This window comes from Polaromonas sp. (assembly GCF_030682935.1).
GTDB lineage: Bacteria > Pseudomonadota > Gammaproteobacteria > Burkholderiales > Burkholderiaceae_C > Polaromonas.
This window is the reverse complement of record NZ_JAUXNA010000094.1, coordinates 1-13,710: the sequence shown is the minus strand read 5'-3', so window position 1 is coordinate 13,710 and position 13,710 is coordinate 1. Positions and strand designations below refer to the sequence as shown.

The window sequence follows — 13,710 nt, the reverse complement described above, 5'->3', positions numbered from 1 at the left end:
GCTGGCCCTCATGAGCTGCCCGGTCGTCTGCCTGGGCACTACGCTTCATGAGAAAAATAGGCATCGAGGGCAATAAAATCGGGGGCGATCAGCTATTGTATTTATAGCACCCGATTGGCCTGATCAGCTATTGCGTTGCGGGTGATGGCCGAAAGCGTGCCGCGTGTGCTAATGACTTCCGGGTCCAGCGTCACCTCGATCAGCGTGCCCTCGGGGCGCGCCAGCGCGGCCAGCAGCTCGGCTTCAAATTCGACGGTGTGCGTGATGCGCACCCCCGCATACCCATAAGCGCGCGCCAGCGCCGCAAAGTCCGGGTTGTGCAAGCGGGAACCGCTTGGGTGCTGCGGGTACGCCCTTTCCTGGTGCATGCGGATGGTGCCGTACATGCCATTGTTGAGCAGCACGATGATGCTTTTGGCGCCGTGCTGCACGGCCGTGGCCAGCTCCTGGCCGTTCATCAGAAAATCGCCGTCGCCCGCGATGGTGAAGGCGACACGCCCGGTGGTGATGGCTGCGGCAATACCCGCGGGCACTCCGTAGCCCATGGCGCCCACGGTGGGCGCCAGCTGCGTCTTGTGCCCCTTCACGAGCCCGTGGTGCTTGAAAAATCGGTGCATCCAGCTGGCAAAGTTGCCGGCGCCATTGGTCAGCACGGCGTCTGGGGGCAGGTGCTTTTGCAGCAGGCCAACGATGGCGGGCATGTCGATATCGCCATGCAAACCGGCCGATGGTGTCGGCAGCAAGTTGGCCAGGTAGTCGGCGTTGGCTGCGGCCGTCCAGGCTTCCCACGGCACAGAGACGGGCGCGCTCAACACCTCCAGCGAGCGGGCTGCGGCATTCATGGTGGCCTGGATGGCCAAGTCCGCCTGGTAGACGCGGTTGAGTTCTTCGGCGCTTGCATGAATATGCACCAGCTTCTGCTGGGGCTTGGGCGCTTGCAGCAGGGTATAGCTGCCGGTTGTCATTTCGCCCAGGCGGGGGCCAATGGCGATGATCAGGTCGCTGGCCTTGATGCGTGCAGCCAATTTTGGGTTCAGGCCAATGCCTACATCGCCGGCATACAGCGGGTGGTGGTTGTCAAACGTATCCTGAAAACGAAACGCATTGCCCACCGGCAGCTTCCAGTTTTCGGCAAAGCGCTGCAGCGCCTGCGCCGACTGGGGCGTCCAGCCCCCGCCGCCCGCAATAACGAAGGGCTGCCTTGACGCCAACAGCATTTCACGCAGCGTGCGCAAAGAACCGGGGTCGCTCCAGGCCTGCACCGCTTCCACCCGGGCCAAGGGCTGCGCCTCTGTCATTTGCGTCAGCATGTCTTCAGGCAACACCAGTACCACGGGCCCCGGCCGGCCATTCATGGCCGTGGCAAACGCGCGCGCCACGTACTCGGGAATGCGGTCGGCATCGTCAATGCGCTCCACGCGCTTGGCAAAGCCCTTGGTACTGGGCCCGAAAAAGCTGGAATAGTCCACTTCCTGAAAGGCTTCCCGGTCGCGGCAGTCGCTGGCCACGTCGCCAACCAGCAGCACCATGGGGGTAGAGTCCTGGAACGCGGTGTGCACACCGATGGACGCGTTGGTGGCGCCCGGCCCGCGCGTCACCATGCAAACGCCGGGGCGGCCGGTGAGCTTGCCGTGCGCCTCGGCCATGAAGGCCGCGCCGCCTTCCTGGCGGCAGGTGATGAACTGGATCTGGTCGCGCCGTGCGTACAAGCCGTCGAGCACGGCCAGGTAGCTTTCGCCCGGTACGCCAAACGCATGGGTAACGCCCTGGGCCAGAAGGCAGTCAACGAGAAGGTGGCCGGCAAGTTGTTTAGTCATGCGCCTTATTGTGCCGCGCAAGTCCGCAGCACACCCGCCGCTGCTATGCGCCTGAAAATGCCGCGTTTACTCGGGCGTGCCGGTATCGCCGTCGGCGCCCCCATCGGCCAGTGCTTGCCGGGCCAACTCTTCATCGCTCAAGGGCTGTGCATCCCTGAGCGCGGCCAGTTCTTCAAGAAACGCATCGCTGGGTGTTTCGTGCTCCAGCAGCACTTCTTCGAGCTTTTGCGCGCCAGTTTCGAGGTGCACCGAGGGAGAAACCAGTGCCGTCGGCGGCACCGGAAATTTCTCGCCCAGCTCGAACTTCAGCGCTTCCGACTTCTCTTCAACCCAGTGGGCGAAGTCACCGTCTTTGGGGGTGTCTGAGTTGCTCATGATCATTTCCTTCGCTTGGTACGGCCCTGGCGCGAACGGCCAGGCCCTTCAGCATTATGAGGGCCACCCGCTGCGCTGCGCCGCGTCCCGGAAATCGCCACACGAACTGATCCGTTCTGGGCCGCTTTGGCCTTCATCAACCGCAGCACCCGGGTTAAGGGCTGAACGCGCCGTTTGACACTTGAAAAACCGCTTACTCCAGGCGCCGCCCTTTGCCATCCGTCACGCTGATGCTGACCGGAATGCCTGCCTGCACGCTTTGCGTGACGGTGCAAAATTCTTCAAACTGTCCCAGCACGCGGTCAAGGTGCGCCAGCTCTGCCCCATCTTTTCCAAGCTGAATCGCAACATCGATGTGCTGAATGCGCAGCCGATTGCTTTCATTGCGGTCCACGGTGCAGGTCGCCCGCGCCGTGATGCCGCCCGCGTCCTGTTTGAATTTTTGCAGTGAAAACAGTAAACTGGCCGACAGACAGTTGGCCACGGCCGCCAGCAGCATGTGCGTGGGCGCCGGACCTTCGCCCTGGCCCAACGGTGCGGGCTCGTCCGCAATCAACCCCGGCAAGCCCTCGCCAAAGTCCACCAGAAACTGGTAATTTTGTTTCTGCGTAATCGTGACGCTCAGCGTTTCGGCCATCGGGAGTTTCCGTTCAAAGTAATTGTTTGCGCACCCGGTTGACCGGCGCGCCGTAGTGCGGATCAGCCCTGGCGCACACCGGCTTTTTTCAGGATCATTTCAAGCGGACAAAACCTCGTGAAGCTGCTTTGCAACAGGTTGGCCCCGACAAATACGGTCACCCACAAAAAGTATTTGCTCACGAAGAGCGGGCTCTCGGGCACGCCAAGCGCCAGAGAAACAAGAATGAAAATTCCTGCAAACATGCGGACCATAAGGTTGGTAGTCATCGTCAGTGCTCCTGGTAGTCAATAAAATTTAAAAAATCACGCAAACTTCTTGCGGTTCACCGCGTAATACAGCACCGGTATCACCACCAGCGTCAGCAGTGTGGAAACAAAAATACCGAAGATCAGCGAAATCGCCAGGCCATTGAAAATCGGGTCATCCAGAATGAAACCCGCGCCAATCATGGCCGCCAGGCCGGTCAGCACAATCGGCTTGGCGCGCGCCGATGCAGAGCTCACCACCGCCTCGACAAACGGCATGCCCTGCGCCACCTGCAGGTTGATAAAGTCGACCAGCAAGATCGAGTTGCGCACAATGATGCCCGCCAGCGCGATCATCCCTATCATCGACGTTGCCGTGTACTGCGCGTTCAGCAGCGCATGGCCCGGCATGACGCCAATGATGGTGAGCGGAATGGGGGCCATGATGATCAGCGGTGTCAGGTAAGAGCCAAATTGAGCGACCACCAGGATGTACACCAGGACCAGCCCGACCGCATAGGCCAGCCCCATGTCGCGGAAGGTTTCGTAGGTAATTTGCCACTCGCCGTCCCATTTCAGCGAAAACTGGCGGTACGGATCAGACGGCTGATTGATGAAGTATTCACCGAGCGGCGCGCCCTGCGCGGCCGTCAGGTCATCCAGCTTGCTGCGCACCGCAAACATGCCGTACAAGGGGCTGTCCAGTTTGCCGGCCATGTCGCCAATCACGTAAGTCACGGGCAGCAAGTTCTTGTGATAAATCGTCTTTTCCCTTGTGGTGGGCTCCACCTTGACCAACTCGGAAAGCGGCACATTGTCACCACTGCCCGACTTCACGGTCAGGCTCAGCAGCGTGTCGAGCCGCGCCTGCTTTTCAGGGGGAAGATTCAGACGCACCGGAACGCTGTACTTCGATTGGCCATCGTGCAGTGCCGTGATGTCCTCGCCGTCGAGCGCGACGCGCATCGCCTGCACCACATCGGTCGCGGGAATGCCCAGCAAGGCCGCCTTGCGCTGATCAACGCGCACCACCAGTTTTTTGGCATTGTCTTCAATCGAATCGTCAATGCCGATGATGTCAGTGGTCTGGCTGAACGCCTGCCGCACCTGCTTGGCCAGTGCGTGGCGCCCCGCTTCATCGGGACCGTAGATTTCCGCCACCAGCGGCGACAGCACTGGCGGCCCGGGCGGCACTTCGACCACCTTGACTTTGGCGCCATGCCGCGCGGCGATTTCTTCGAGGGGCGCACGCACCGCGCCCGCAATTTCGTGGCTCTTGCGCTTGCGCAGGTGCTTGTCCAACAGGTTTACTTGCAAATCACCGAGTTCCGGCGCCTGGCGCAGATAGTATTGCCGCACCAAGCCATTGAAATTGATGGGTGCCGCCGTGCCCGCATACCCCTGAAAGTCGGTGACTTCATCAATCGTTGCCAGATAGGCCCCCATCTCATGCAGGGCCACGGCGGTGTTTTCCACCGGGGTGCCGACCGGCATGTCGACCACCACCTGGAACTCCGCCTTATTGTCAAAAGGCAGCATCTTCAGTACCACCAGCTGCGCGACCGGCAAGCCGACCGACACCAGAATCGCCAGCAAGATGCCGGCCCACAGGAAGCGGCGATTCCGGACCGCTTTTTCATCGGCAAGAAATGGCAACAACAGTTTGTTGAACCCACGGTGCAGTTTGCTGTCAGCATGCGCGGTGTGCGCCGCACCGCCGGTATGCGCCTTGGAAAGCCGGTCTGCCAGCCAGGGCGTCACGGTAAACGCAATCACCAGCGAGATCACCATGCCCAGGCTGGCATTGATCGGAATCGGGCTCATGTACGGACCCATCAAGCCGGTAACGAACGCCATGGGCAGCAAGGCGGCAATCACGGTGAACGTGGCCAGAATGGTGGGACCGCCGACTTCATCCACCGCCGCCGGAATGATCTCGGCCAGCTTTTTGTCAGGATACAGTTCGCGATGCCGGTGAATATTCTCGACGACCACGATCGCATCGTCGACCAGAATGCCAATCGAAAAAATCAGCGCAAACAAACTGACCCGGTTCAGCGTGAAGCCCCAGGCCCAGGATGCAAACAGCGTTGCAGCCAGCGTCAAGACGACGGCGATGCCGACGATGGCGGCTTCGCGCATGCCCAACGCAAAAAACACCAGCACCACCACGGCGGAGGTCGCAAAAATCAGCTTTTGGATCAGCTTCATCGCCTTGTCATTGGCGGTTTCGCCGTAGTTGCGGGTCACGCTGACTTCCACGCCCTCGGGCACCACGGTATTGCGCAGTTCGGCAACCCGCTGCGTAATTTTCTCCGCCACCTGCACCGCGTTTTCACCGGGCTTTTTGGTGACGGTGATCGTCACCGCCGGGTATTCGCTGCCCATGGCGTTCGCCTGCGTGGCGGCGGCCTTGCCCACGCCAAACCAGACGTAACTTGAAGGTGGCGGCGGACCATCGACGATGCGCGCCACATCCGACAAACTGACGGTATTGCCTTCGCTGACACCGACCACCAGTTCGCCGACTTCCTTTGCATTGGCCAAAAAGTTGCCGGTCTGCACTTCTACCGTGGCGTTATCGGCCGTCAGCTGACCTGCTGGCAAGGCCGCGTTGACACCCAGCAGTGCACGGCGAATGTCGTTGATGGCCAAGTGATGGGCGTTCAGCCTGTCAATGTCCAGCAGTACCCGCACCACCCGCCCGGGACCACCCAGCGTGGTGACTTCACGCGTACCGGGCACCCGCTTCAACTCGGCCTCCATCGCGTGCGCGACGCGCTCCAGTTCGTAGGCGCCACGTTCGCTGTCTTTGGTCCACAGCGTCAGCGACACCACGGGCACATCGTCAATGCCACGGGGCTTGATCAGCGGCTCACCCACGTTCAACTCGCGCGGCAGCCAGTCGCGGTTGGAATTGATCGTGTCGTAGAGCCGGACCAGCGCATCGACACGCGGAACACCCACCTTGAACTGAGCCGTGATGATCGCCATGCCCGGTTTGGACACGGAATAAACGTGCTCAAGGCCCTGTATCTGCGAAATCACCTGTTCCGCCGGTGTCGCTACCAATGTTTCGACATCTTTTGCCGACGCACCGGGAAACGGAATCAGCACATTGGCCATGGTGACGTTGATCTGCGGCTCTTCCTCGCGCGGCGTTACAAGGACCGCAAACAGGCCGAGCAGCATCGCCACCAGCGCAATGAGCGGCGTGAGCTGCGAGTGCAGGAAAAATTTCGCGAGGCGACCGGCAATACCCATAATCTTATTTATCCTTGAGCTTCAAAATGCCGAACGCCTTCAAGACGTATTTTTCGTAAATCGGCTCGGACGTGCCTTTTTTCATCTTGCGCATGAAATATTTTTCAAACGCTATCTTTGCCAGATGCACCCATTTGCCTTCCGCAAACCAGCTGACATTGCGCGGCGGAATTTGCGGCAATGCGACGAACGCAATCCCGCTGTCGCCAAAGTCGGCCAGGCAAATCGCATTCCAGGTTGCCTTCGCGCTCGGCTCGCGTCCTAGCAATTCTTCTTGAATATTGTGGGCGGTGGCGGTCACCATCGATTCGATCATGTAGCCCGTTTTGGGCGCGCCGGTGGGCACCGGTGTGACTTCAACCGGCGGTATCGCCACGCAAACGCCGACCGCGTAGATGTTTTTAAATCTGGGATTGCGCTGATGCTCGTCGATCAGAATGAAACCGCGCGGATTGGTCAAGCCTTCGATACCGAACACGGCATCAATGCCCTTGAAGGCCGGCAACACCATCGAATAGGCAAACGGCAGCTCGTGCTGTTTTTTTACCGCGCCGTTCTCGTCGTGCTCGGCCACCAGCATCTTGCCGTCTTCAACCTTCAGTATTTTGGCGTTGCAGATCCATTTGATGTGGCGTTCGCGCATCGCCGACTCCAGCATGGTCTTGGAGTCGCCAACACCGCTTAACCCGAGGTGGCCAATGTAGGGTTCGGGCGTAACGTAAGTCATCGGCACGCGGTCGCGGATTTTGCGCTTGCGCAGGTCGGTGTCCATGATGAAGGCAAACTCGTAAGCGGGGCCAAAGCATGATGCGCCCTGCGCCGCGCCGACCACGACCGGCCCGGGTGCGGCAATGAATTTGTCCCAGGCTGCACCGGCTGTGATCGCATGATCGACATGGCAGACCGATTGCGTGTAGCCGTCGGGGCCCAGCCCTTCGATCTCGTCAAACGCGAGTTTGGGGCCCGTCGCGATCACCAGAAAATCATAGTCAAGCATCCGGCCATCACCCAGCTCGACCTGGTTGCGCTCGGGATGCAGCCGCTTGGCACCGGCGCCATCAAAGGCGATTCCCTTGCGCGCCAGGTAAGGCGCGACCTCGAATTCAATCGCGTCACGCGTACGCCAGTTCACGGCCACCCACGGATTGGAAGGCACAAAGTGAAAAGTGCTGGTGTTCGACACCACCGTGATGCGGTCGTCCGCGCCCAGCAGAGCCTTCAGTTCGTAGGCCATCGGCATGCCGCCTATGCCCGCACCCAAAATGACGATATGAGCCATATAACCTCCGGATGTTGAAGAAGAAGAACCGCTGGGACTATTTTTTGGTGGGGCTTGCGCTGCTGCTTGAAAAAAGACCTGCCTTGACGGGGTCCAGCGCAATGCGCTCGCCCTCGCGCAGCCCCGACAGCACTTCGGCAAATCCGCCCACCGAAGCATCCCCCAGGCGGATTTGCCGCAATTGCGCCTGCCCGCCCTCGCTTTGCACATACACCGCAGTGACTTCACTGCGGCGCAGCACGGCGCGATCGGGAATGACCAGCTTGCGCGCTACGCCGGTGGCAAAGTAAGCGCGCGCGAATTGCCCTGGCAGCAAGCCGGTGGCGTCACCCAGTTCAAGTCGCAACTTGGCGGTGTGCGTTCGGCTGTCAGCCAGTGGCACGAGCGTGACCTGTCTGGCTGTAAGGCTGCGGTTTAAAGTTGGCAGGTCAATCTGGACCGGCATCTGCAGCTTCACGGCGCGCAGACTGGACTGCGACAGCGTGGCAACCACGCGCATGCTGGCCGGGTCGAACACGGTCACGAGCGGGCGCCCAGGCGTTGCCATGTCACCGACCTCTACCAGTGTGGCCGCGACGACACCTGCATAGGGCGCGGTGATGGTGGTGAATGTTTTGGCGGTAGACGCCTGGCCCGCATTGGCCTGCAATGCGCCCACCCGCGCCTGAGCCGCCTTGTAGTCCAGCTCGGCCTGATCGAGCCCGGCTTTGCTGATGAAATTTTGCGCAAACAATTGCTTGCTGCGCTCATAGGCGCGCAAGGCGTTGGTCAGCCCCGCCTGCGCTTCGGCCAGCTGACTCTGGCTGCCAGACACCACCTGCTCGGCTGCGCGCGGATCGATACGCGCCAGCACCTGCCCGGCCTTCACGCTATCGCCCACCTGGACCCTGAGCTCAACGATCTGACCTGCGATTTGCGCGGCCAGCGTTGATTGGCGGACGGCCTCAACCACGCCTTCTGCGCTGATCACGTCGGGCACCTCGCGGTACACAACGGTGTAGGTAGTGGCAGACGCTGCCGCCTCTGCAGCCACGGCTTCAACTGCACGCGCCTGCGGCGCCAGTGCCCACAGCATGGCTGCGGCCAAGCAAGGCATGACGGCCAAAACACCAGCACGCCGGGCTTGTTTTGTGAACGAGTGAGTTTTATTAAGTGTGATCATGGAAGATTCAAAATTTCATCACGATGCCGACGGCGTTGAAGTCGACGCTGACGAAGGCACGGGGCAGTACAAGCCATACAGCGTTGTCAGCATGGCAATGGCTCGTGCATCGCAGACCTGGTAGAAGATTTTCTTCCCCTCTCGCCTTGTTGAAACAATTTCTTCGGTGCGCAGAACCCCCAATTGCTGCGACAGCGTGGGTTGACGAATCCCGAGTAATTCTTCGAGTTCACTGACGCACGCCTCGCCTTGTGTCAACTGACACAGCAGCAAAAGGCGATCTTCGTTTGCCAGCACACGCAGCAATGCTGTGGCCCGGCCAGCAGCCTCGTGCATCAGTTGAACACTCAGAACAGGGGAAGTCATAAATTCTAGAATTCGGTGCTTAGGCAAACACTATATTTTTAAATATAACATATAAAAATACACTATTACTTTTTTAACTGTCGCTGCATTGAGCTCGCCTGGCTGATAGCCGCCAGCAGCCGGCCAGCGCGCATCAGCGGGGTCCACGCCCTCATTTGCGGGCAGGCTGAACGATTTGACTTGTCGCGGCCCTGTTTAAATACTAGCACCGGCCTGGAACCAGGGGCTGCTACTTTCCGGTTTTCGCTGTCCCGCAAAAACCCTCTACCGCCTCTGCATCCATGCGACGCCAACTCAATTCAGTCTAGGTATTGAGTCAAAAAAACCGTTTGATCCAGGTCAAAGCAACGAGGTACAACGCGACGAGTGCCCGCGCCATGCAGGCACGCAGACCCCGGTCATTGCGAGCGCAGCGCGAATCCATGAGCCCGCTTTTTCGACGAGCGATCGCCATGGCCTGCGGCTTGGCAGTGACCGGGCGGGGGTCAGATTGGGCGCTTCAAACACGCGTCCGAGTCATTACTTATTAAACAAACTGGGCCTGTAGTCCCGGCGGCCACGCAAATACCCCTCAAGCCAGCCGCCTGAGCCACCCCATGACCCGCTTGAAACGCGGGCCATGCGGCGGATACAGCAAATCGCCACGCGCCCACCTGGACTGCACCACACACAACTCGTCAGACGAAAAAGACGCCGCCAGCAACTGGGCCAGCAAGGCCTGCATGCGCAGCAGCCGGTCGCGGCGCACCGCGCGCGCACATCTACCTAGGCGCGGCTGGCCCGGTGTTGGGCGTCAAAAAGGTCGCGAAGACCAACCGGGCTGATCGGCAAGGGGCTTGAAGTGCTGAGGTTCGTTGGTCCATGATAGAGGCCTGCAGCTTTGTACATTAGAAGCATGACTTCAGCGCAAGCTCCAAGCCTGCAACATATTCCAAGGACGCCCCATGACGATCAGCCACACCCCGCGAAACAGCCTCAAATACCACGCCGTTGCGCTCGCCCTGCTCCTGAGCGCCTGCAGCGGCGCCAGCAGCGAGTCGATTGGCGAAGTCGACACCGTGTTCAAGTTTCTCGGGCCCGACCACAAAATTGTGATCGATGCCTACGACGACCCCAAGGTCAGCGGCGTCACCTGCTACGTGTCGCGCGCCAAAACCGGCGGCATCAAGGGCGCGCTGGGCCTGGCAGAAGACAGGGCTGAAGCCTCCATTGCCTGCCGGCAGACCGGCCCCATCAGTTTTGGTGTCAAGCCGCTCGCCCAGCAAGAAGAGATGTTCAGCGAGCGCATCTCCCTGGTCTTCAAAAAGCTGCGCGTGGTGCGCCTGGTGGACAGCAAGCGCAACACCCTGGTGTACCTGACCTATTCCGACCGCCTGATTGAAGGCTCGCCACAAAACAGCGTCACCGCTGTGCCCGTACCTGCTGCAACCATGATTCCTGTCAAGTAATCAGGCGCTGAATCGCGGCAAAATCCGGACAACGGCCCAAACCTGACGCCCGCGTTGCGGATTTTTCGCCATGGTGACTGATGATGTGCACTTCCCTTTAAAGGCCTTCCATGGAATTCAAGGATTACTACCAGATCATGGGCGTGGCGCGTGACGCGACGCAGGACGATATCAAGCGCGCACACCGCAAGCTGGCGCGCAAATACCACCCCGACGTCAGCAAGGAAAAAAACGCCGAGGTGCGCTTCAAGGAGTTGGGCGAAGCCTATGAGGTGCTGAAAGACCCCGAAAAGCGCGCCGCCTATGACCAGCTCGGCGCCAACTGGAAAGCCGGACAGGACTTCCGCCCACCGCCCGACTGGAATGCAGGCGCCGAGTACGCTGGTAGCGGCTTTGAGCGCGGATTCGGTGGCGGCGACACCGGCGACCACAGCGACTTCTTTGAATCGCTGTTTCGCCAGGGCTTTGCCAGGGCAGGCAAAAGAGCGGGCAGTCCGGGCGGCGGCCGCCGCACTTTCAGCGCCAAGGGCGAAGACCACCACGCCAAAATACAGATCGACCTGGAAGACGCCTACGCGGGCACCACACGTACCCTCAGCCTGCGCGTGCCCGAGATGGACGACCAGGGGCATGTGCTTGCCCGCGAGCACCAGATCACCTTCACCATCCCCAAAGGCATACGTGCAGGCCAGCACATCCGACTGGCCGGACAGGGCGCGCCTGGCATGGGCGAAGGCGGCGCGGGCGACTTGTACCTCGAGGTCGAATTCCGCCCTCACCCGCTTTACCGGGTTGACAAGCACGACGTTTACATGGACCTGCCGGTTGCGCCGTGGGAAGCCGCGCTGGGCGCCGAAGTGGAAGCGCCCACGCCCACGGGGCAGGTTGAAGTCAAGATACCGGCCGGCTCGCCCAACGGGCGCAAGCTGCGGCTCAAGGGCCGCGGCCTGCCCGGCACCACACCGGGCGATTTTTACCTGGTGCTGCAAATTGTGCTGCCAGCCGCAGACATTGAATCCGCCAAAACGTTTTACGAGGGCATGGCCAAGCAGTTCAGCGCCTTCAAGCCACGCGCCAAACTGGGAGGCAAGTCATGACACCCACGCTCACGATTGCAGAAATTACCGGCCTGATTCTGGAAGAGCAGACTGAACTGAGCCTGGCCGAGATCTGCCGCGCCTGTTCAGCGCAAAGCGACCTGATTGTTGAACTGGTACACGAAGGCGTGCTGACCCCCGCAGGCAGCGCGCCCCACGAATGGCACTTTACCGGCGCGCACCTGCAGCGGGCCCGGGTTGCGCTACGGCTGCAAAACGATCTGGGCGTCAACCTGGCAGGCGCCGCGCTGGCGCTGGAACTGCTTGATGAGCTGGACACGCTGCGCGCAAGGTTGCAGAGGCTGGAGGCCGCCGGGCACTGATCCAGCCGTGCAAGTCCATGGCGGGGCCGCTGCGCGCTATGGCCGACCGCCGTCATCCAGCGATGCAAGACGCCCCCGGCACACCCACCGACGCCAGCGCCCACACCTTCATTGAACGCTGGCAAGGCGTCACCGCCAGCGAACTGTCCACCGCACAAAGCTTTGTGAACGGCTGGGCGTACAAGTGCCCCACGTCACGCCTGGGCATTGCTTATTCTGTGGCGGCTGTAGTGGCGCAAACCGGTCTCATGGCGCCTGAGCCTCTTGAGCACTTATTTTTACGCAAAATTCGGCGGAACCGGTGTATCCAGACAAGCTACCGAGGAATCGTCCTACATGGTGCGATGAGCGTATCTGCTAACTTCACATTTCATCCCGTTACGGTGTTCGTGGCGGGCAATATTGTTTAAATAAGGTGCTCCATGAAGTTACTCCAAAATATGAAGCTGGCCCTGGGTGGTCTTCTAGTGGCAGGCCTCGCGGCCTGCGGCGGGGGCGGTGGAGGGAGTGCTGACAGCGGTACCCTGCGCTTGGCGCTGACCGACGCACCTGCCTGCGGCTATGACGCCGTCAACGTGACGATCGAGAAGGTCCGCGTACACCAGAGCAGCAGCGCCAGCGATGCCGACGGCGGCTGGTCCGAAGTCGTTTTGAATCCCGCCAGGCGCGTGAATCTGCTGGACCTGCAAAACGGGGTACTGGAAGAACTCGGGGAAACGCCGTTGCCTGCGGGCAAGTACACCCAGCTCAGGCTGGTTCTGGCAGGTAACACCGGCGCCAATCCGCTGGCCAATTCCGTGGTACTCACCAGCGACAAGTCCGAGTTGGCGCTCAAGACACCAAGTGGCCAGCAATCCGGCCTCAAGACCAATATCAACATCGACATCGCCGCCAACCAGCTGGCTGATTTCGTGCTCGACTTCGACGCCTGCAAATCGGTCGTTCTCGCAGGCGGATCGGGCCAATACCTGCTCAAGCCGGTCGTCACCGTGATTCCGAACTACGTCTCCGGTGTCGCCGGTTTCGTGGACGCTGCGATTGTGGCCAATGGCTACACCAACGTGTCTTTGCAACAGGCTGGGTTGGTCATCAAGGCCACCACGCCAGACAGCACCGGCAAGTTTTTGCTGCGACCCGTCGCACCCGGCAGCTACACGCTGGTGATGACGGCACCCGGCCGCACCACGGCCGTTGTGACCAATGTGGCGGTTGTGGCGGATACGGTGACCACTGTCAACGCATCTGGCACGCCGCTTAATCCTCCGGTTTCTGGCAGCGGAACCGTGACCGGCACCGCTCCGGTGGATACCCTGGTGCGCGTGCTGCAGCCGCTGACGAATGGCACTACGGTGGAAGTCGCGGGCCGGTTCGTCGATGGCATCACGGGTAGCTACACCTACCCGCTGGTCGTCAACGCCCCGCTGGTGGCGCCCTATGTAACCTTGCCGGGCGCGCTGGTGTTTGCTCCCGATGCGGCTGTGGCAGGCAAATACACACTCAGCGCCAGCTTGAACGGGGCTGTCAAGACGATGGTGCTCGCCACGTTGACGTCCGGCGCCACGATCACGACGCCCATCACGTTCCCCTAAGCCATCAAGAGGTCAAGCATGAAACCCACTTCAGTCAAAACAGGCCGTGCCCTCGGGCTCCTTGTTGCAGGTCTGCTGGCCACCGCTGGGGTCATGGCCGAAAAG

14 protein-coding genes are annotated in these 13,710 nt (G+C 60.6%); 5 read left to right on the top strand and 9 right to left on the bottom strand.

Annotated features, from left to right (window positions below; all coding sequences use genetic code 11):
- Positions 1–101: 101 nt before the first annotated feature.
- The 9 genes from Q8K05_RS03880 to Q8K05_RS03840 all read right to left on the bottom strand — a co-directional run bounded on the left by Q8K05_RS03880 (position 102) and on the right by Q8K05_RS03840 (position 9,896).
- A complete protein-coding gene (locus Q8K05_RS03880; RefSeq protein ID WP_305245207.1) occupies positions 102–1,817 on the bottom strand; it encodes a thiamine pyrophosphate-binding protein in 1,716 nt (571 codons plus the stop codon).
- A gap of 66 nt (positions 1,818–1,883) precedes the next feature.
- Entirely contained in the window at positions 1,884–2,192 is a 309-nt protein-coding gene (locus Q8K05_RS03875) for a hypothetical protein (RefSeq protein WP_305245206.1), read from the bottom strand.
- Between the two features lie 193 nt (positions 2,193–2,385).
- Positions 2,386–2,829 carry an OsmC family protein gene (locus tag Q8K05_RS03870; protein ID WP_305245205.1) on the bottom strand — a complete coding sequence of 148 codons (444 nt, stop codon included), beginning with the start codon at positions 2,827–2,829 and terminating at the stop codon, positions 2,386–2,388.
- Between the two features lie 62 nt (positions 2,830–2,891).
- A complete protein-coding gene (locus Q8K05_RS03865) occupies positions 2,892–3,098 on the bottom strand; it encodes a DUF2892 domain-containing protein (protein WP_305245204.1) in 207 nt (68 codons plus the stop codon).
- Between the two features lie 36 nt (positions 3,099–3,134).
- Positions 3,135–6,341 carry an efflux RND transporter permease subunit gene (locus tag Q8K05_RS03860; protein ID WP_305245203.1) on the bottom strand — a complete coding sequence of 1,069 codons (3,207 nt, stop codon included), beginning with the start codon at positions 6,339–6,341 and terminating at the stop codon, positions 3,135–3,137.
- A gap of 4 nt (positions 6,342–6,345) precedes the next feature.
- Positions 6,346–7,620, bottom strand: a complete 1,275-nt coding sequence (locus Q8K05_RS03855) for an NAD(P)/FAD-dependent oxidoreductase (protein WP_305245202.1) — start codon at positions 7,618–7,620, stop codon at positions 6,346–6,348.
- 37 nt (positions 7,621–7,657) lie between these two features.
- Positions 7,658–8,716, bottom strand: a complete 1,059-nt coding sequence (locus Q8K05_RS03850; protein WP_305245201.1) for an efflux RND transporter periplasmic adaptor subunit — start codon at positions 8,714–8,716, stop codon at positions 7,658–7,660.
- Between the two features lie 84 nt (positions 8,717–8,800).
- Positions 8,801–9,148, bottom strand: coding sequence for a metalloregulator ArsR/SmtB family transcription factor (locus Q8K05_RS03845; protein WP_305245200.1), 348 nt, complete (start codon positions 9,146–9,148; stop codon positions 8,801–8,803).
- 571 nt (positions 9,149–9,719) lie between these two features.
- A complete protein-coding gene (locus tag Q8K05_RS03840; protein WP_305245199.1) occupies positions 9,720–9,896 on the bottom strand; it encodes a hypothetical protein in 177 nt (58 codons plus the stop codon).
- 196 nt (positions 9,897–10,092) lie between these two features.
- Between Q8K05_RS03840 and Q8K05_RS03835 the strand changes: the two genes are divergently transcribed.
- The 5 genes from Q8K05_RS03835 (at position 10,093) to Q8K05_RS03815 (ending at position 13,605) form a co-directional block, all read left to right on the top strand.
- Positions 10,093–10,596 carry a CreA family protein gene (locus Q8K05_RS03835; protein ID WP_305245198.1) on the top strand — a complete coding sequence of 168 codons (504 nt, stop codon included), beginning with the start codon at positions 10,093–10,095 and terminating at the stop codon, positions 10,594–10,596.
- Positions 10,597–10,706: 110 nt separating this feature from the next.
- Complete coding sequence (locus Q8K05_RS03830) at positions 10,707–11,693, top strand: DnaJ C-terminal domain-containing protein (protein WP_305245197.1); 987 nt, start codon at positions 10,707–10,709, stop codon at positions 11,691–11,693.
- The gene (locus Q8K05_RS03825; RefSeq protein ID WP_305245196.1) at positions 11,690–12,016 is read left to right on the top strand and encodes a chaperone modulator CbpM; all 327 of its coding nucleotides are present in this window, start codon (positions 11,690–11,692) and stop codon (positions 12,014–12,016) included. The genes Q8K05_RS03830 and Q8K05_RS03825 overlap by 4 nt, the downstream gene beginning before the upstream one ends.
- Before the next feature lie 17 nt (positions 12,017–12,033).
- Complete coding sequence (locus Q8K05_RS03820) at positions 12,034–12,426, top strand: hypothetical protein (RefSeq protein WP_305245208.1); 393 nt, start codon at positions 12,034–12,036, stop codon at positions 12,424–12,426.
- A gap of 12 nt (positions 12,427–12,438) precedes the next feature.
- Positions 12,439–13,605 (top strand): DUF4382 domain-containing protein, encoded by a 1,167-nt coding sequence (locus Q8K05_RS03815; RefSeq protein ID WP_305245195.1) that lies wholly within the window; start codon positions 12,439–12,441, stop codon positions 13,603–13,605.
- The last annotated feature ends 105 nt before the right edge of the window (positions 13,606–13,710 follow it).

Excerpts from the sequence above, each read along its gene's own strand:
- Q8K05_RS03830 (WP_305245197.1), top strand. The coding sequence starts at position 10,707 with ATGGAATTCAAGGATTACTACCAGATCATGGGCGTGGCGCGTGACGCG.
- Q8K05_RS03870 (WP_305245205.1), bottom strand. The coding sequence starts at position 2,829 with ATGGCCGAAACGCTGAGCGTCACGATTACGCAGAAACAAAATTACCAG.
- Q8K05_RS03835 (WP_305245198.1), top strand. The coding sequence starts at position 10,093 with ATGACGATCAGCCACACCCCGCGAAACAGCCTCAAATACCACGCCGTT.
- Q8K05_RS03880 (WP_305245207.1), bottom strand. The coding sequence starts at position 1,817 with ATGACTAAACAACTTGCCGGCCACCTTCTCGTTGACTGCCTTCTGGCC.
- Q8K05_RS03875 (WP_305245206.1), bottom strand. The coding sequence starts at position 2,192 with ATGAGCAACTCAGACACCCCCAAAGACGGTGACTTCGCCCACTGGGTT.
- Q8K05_RS03845 (WP_305245200.1), bottom strand. The coding sequence starts at position 9,148 with ATGACTTCCCCTGTTCTGAGTGTTCAACTGATGCACGAGGCTGCTGGC.
- Q8K05_RS03820 (WP_305245208.1), top strand. The coding sequence starts at position 12,034 with ATGGCGGGGCCGCTGCGCGCTATGGCCGACCGCCGTCATCCAGCGATG.
- Q8K05_RS03865 (WP_305245204.1), bottom strand. The coding sequence starts at position 3,098 with ATGACTACCAACCTTATGGTCCGCATGTTTGCAGGAATTTTCATTCTT.
- Q8K05_RS03825 (WP_305245196.1), top strand. The coding sequence starts at position 11,690 with ATGACACCCACGCTCACGATTGCAGAAATTACCGGCCTGATTCTGGAA.
- Q8K05_RS03855 (WP_305245202.1), bottom strand. The coding sequence starts at position 7,620 with ATGGCTCATATCGTCATTTTGGGTGCGGGCATAGGCGGCATGCCGATG.
- Q8K05_RS03850 (WP_305245201.1), bottom strand. The coding sequence starts at position 8,716 with ATGCCTTGCTTGGCCGCAGCCATGCTGTGGGCACTGGCGCCGCAGGCG.
- Q8K05_RS03815 (WP_305245195.1), top strand. The coding sequence starts at position 12,439 with ATGAAGTTACTCCAAAATATGAAGCTGGCCCTGGGTGGTCTTCTAGTG.
- Q8K05_RS03860 (WP_305245203.1), bottom strand. The coding sequence starts at position 6,341 with ATGGGTATTGCCGGTCGCCTCGCGAAATTTTTCCTGCACTCGCAGCTC.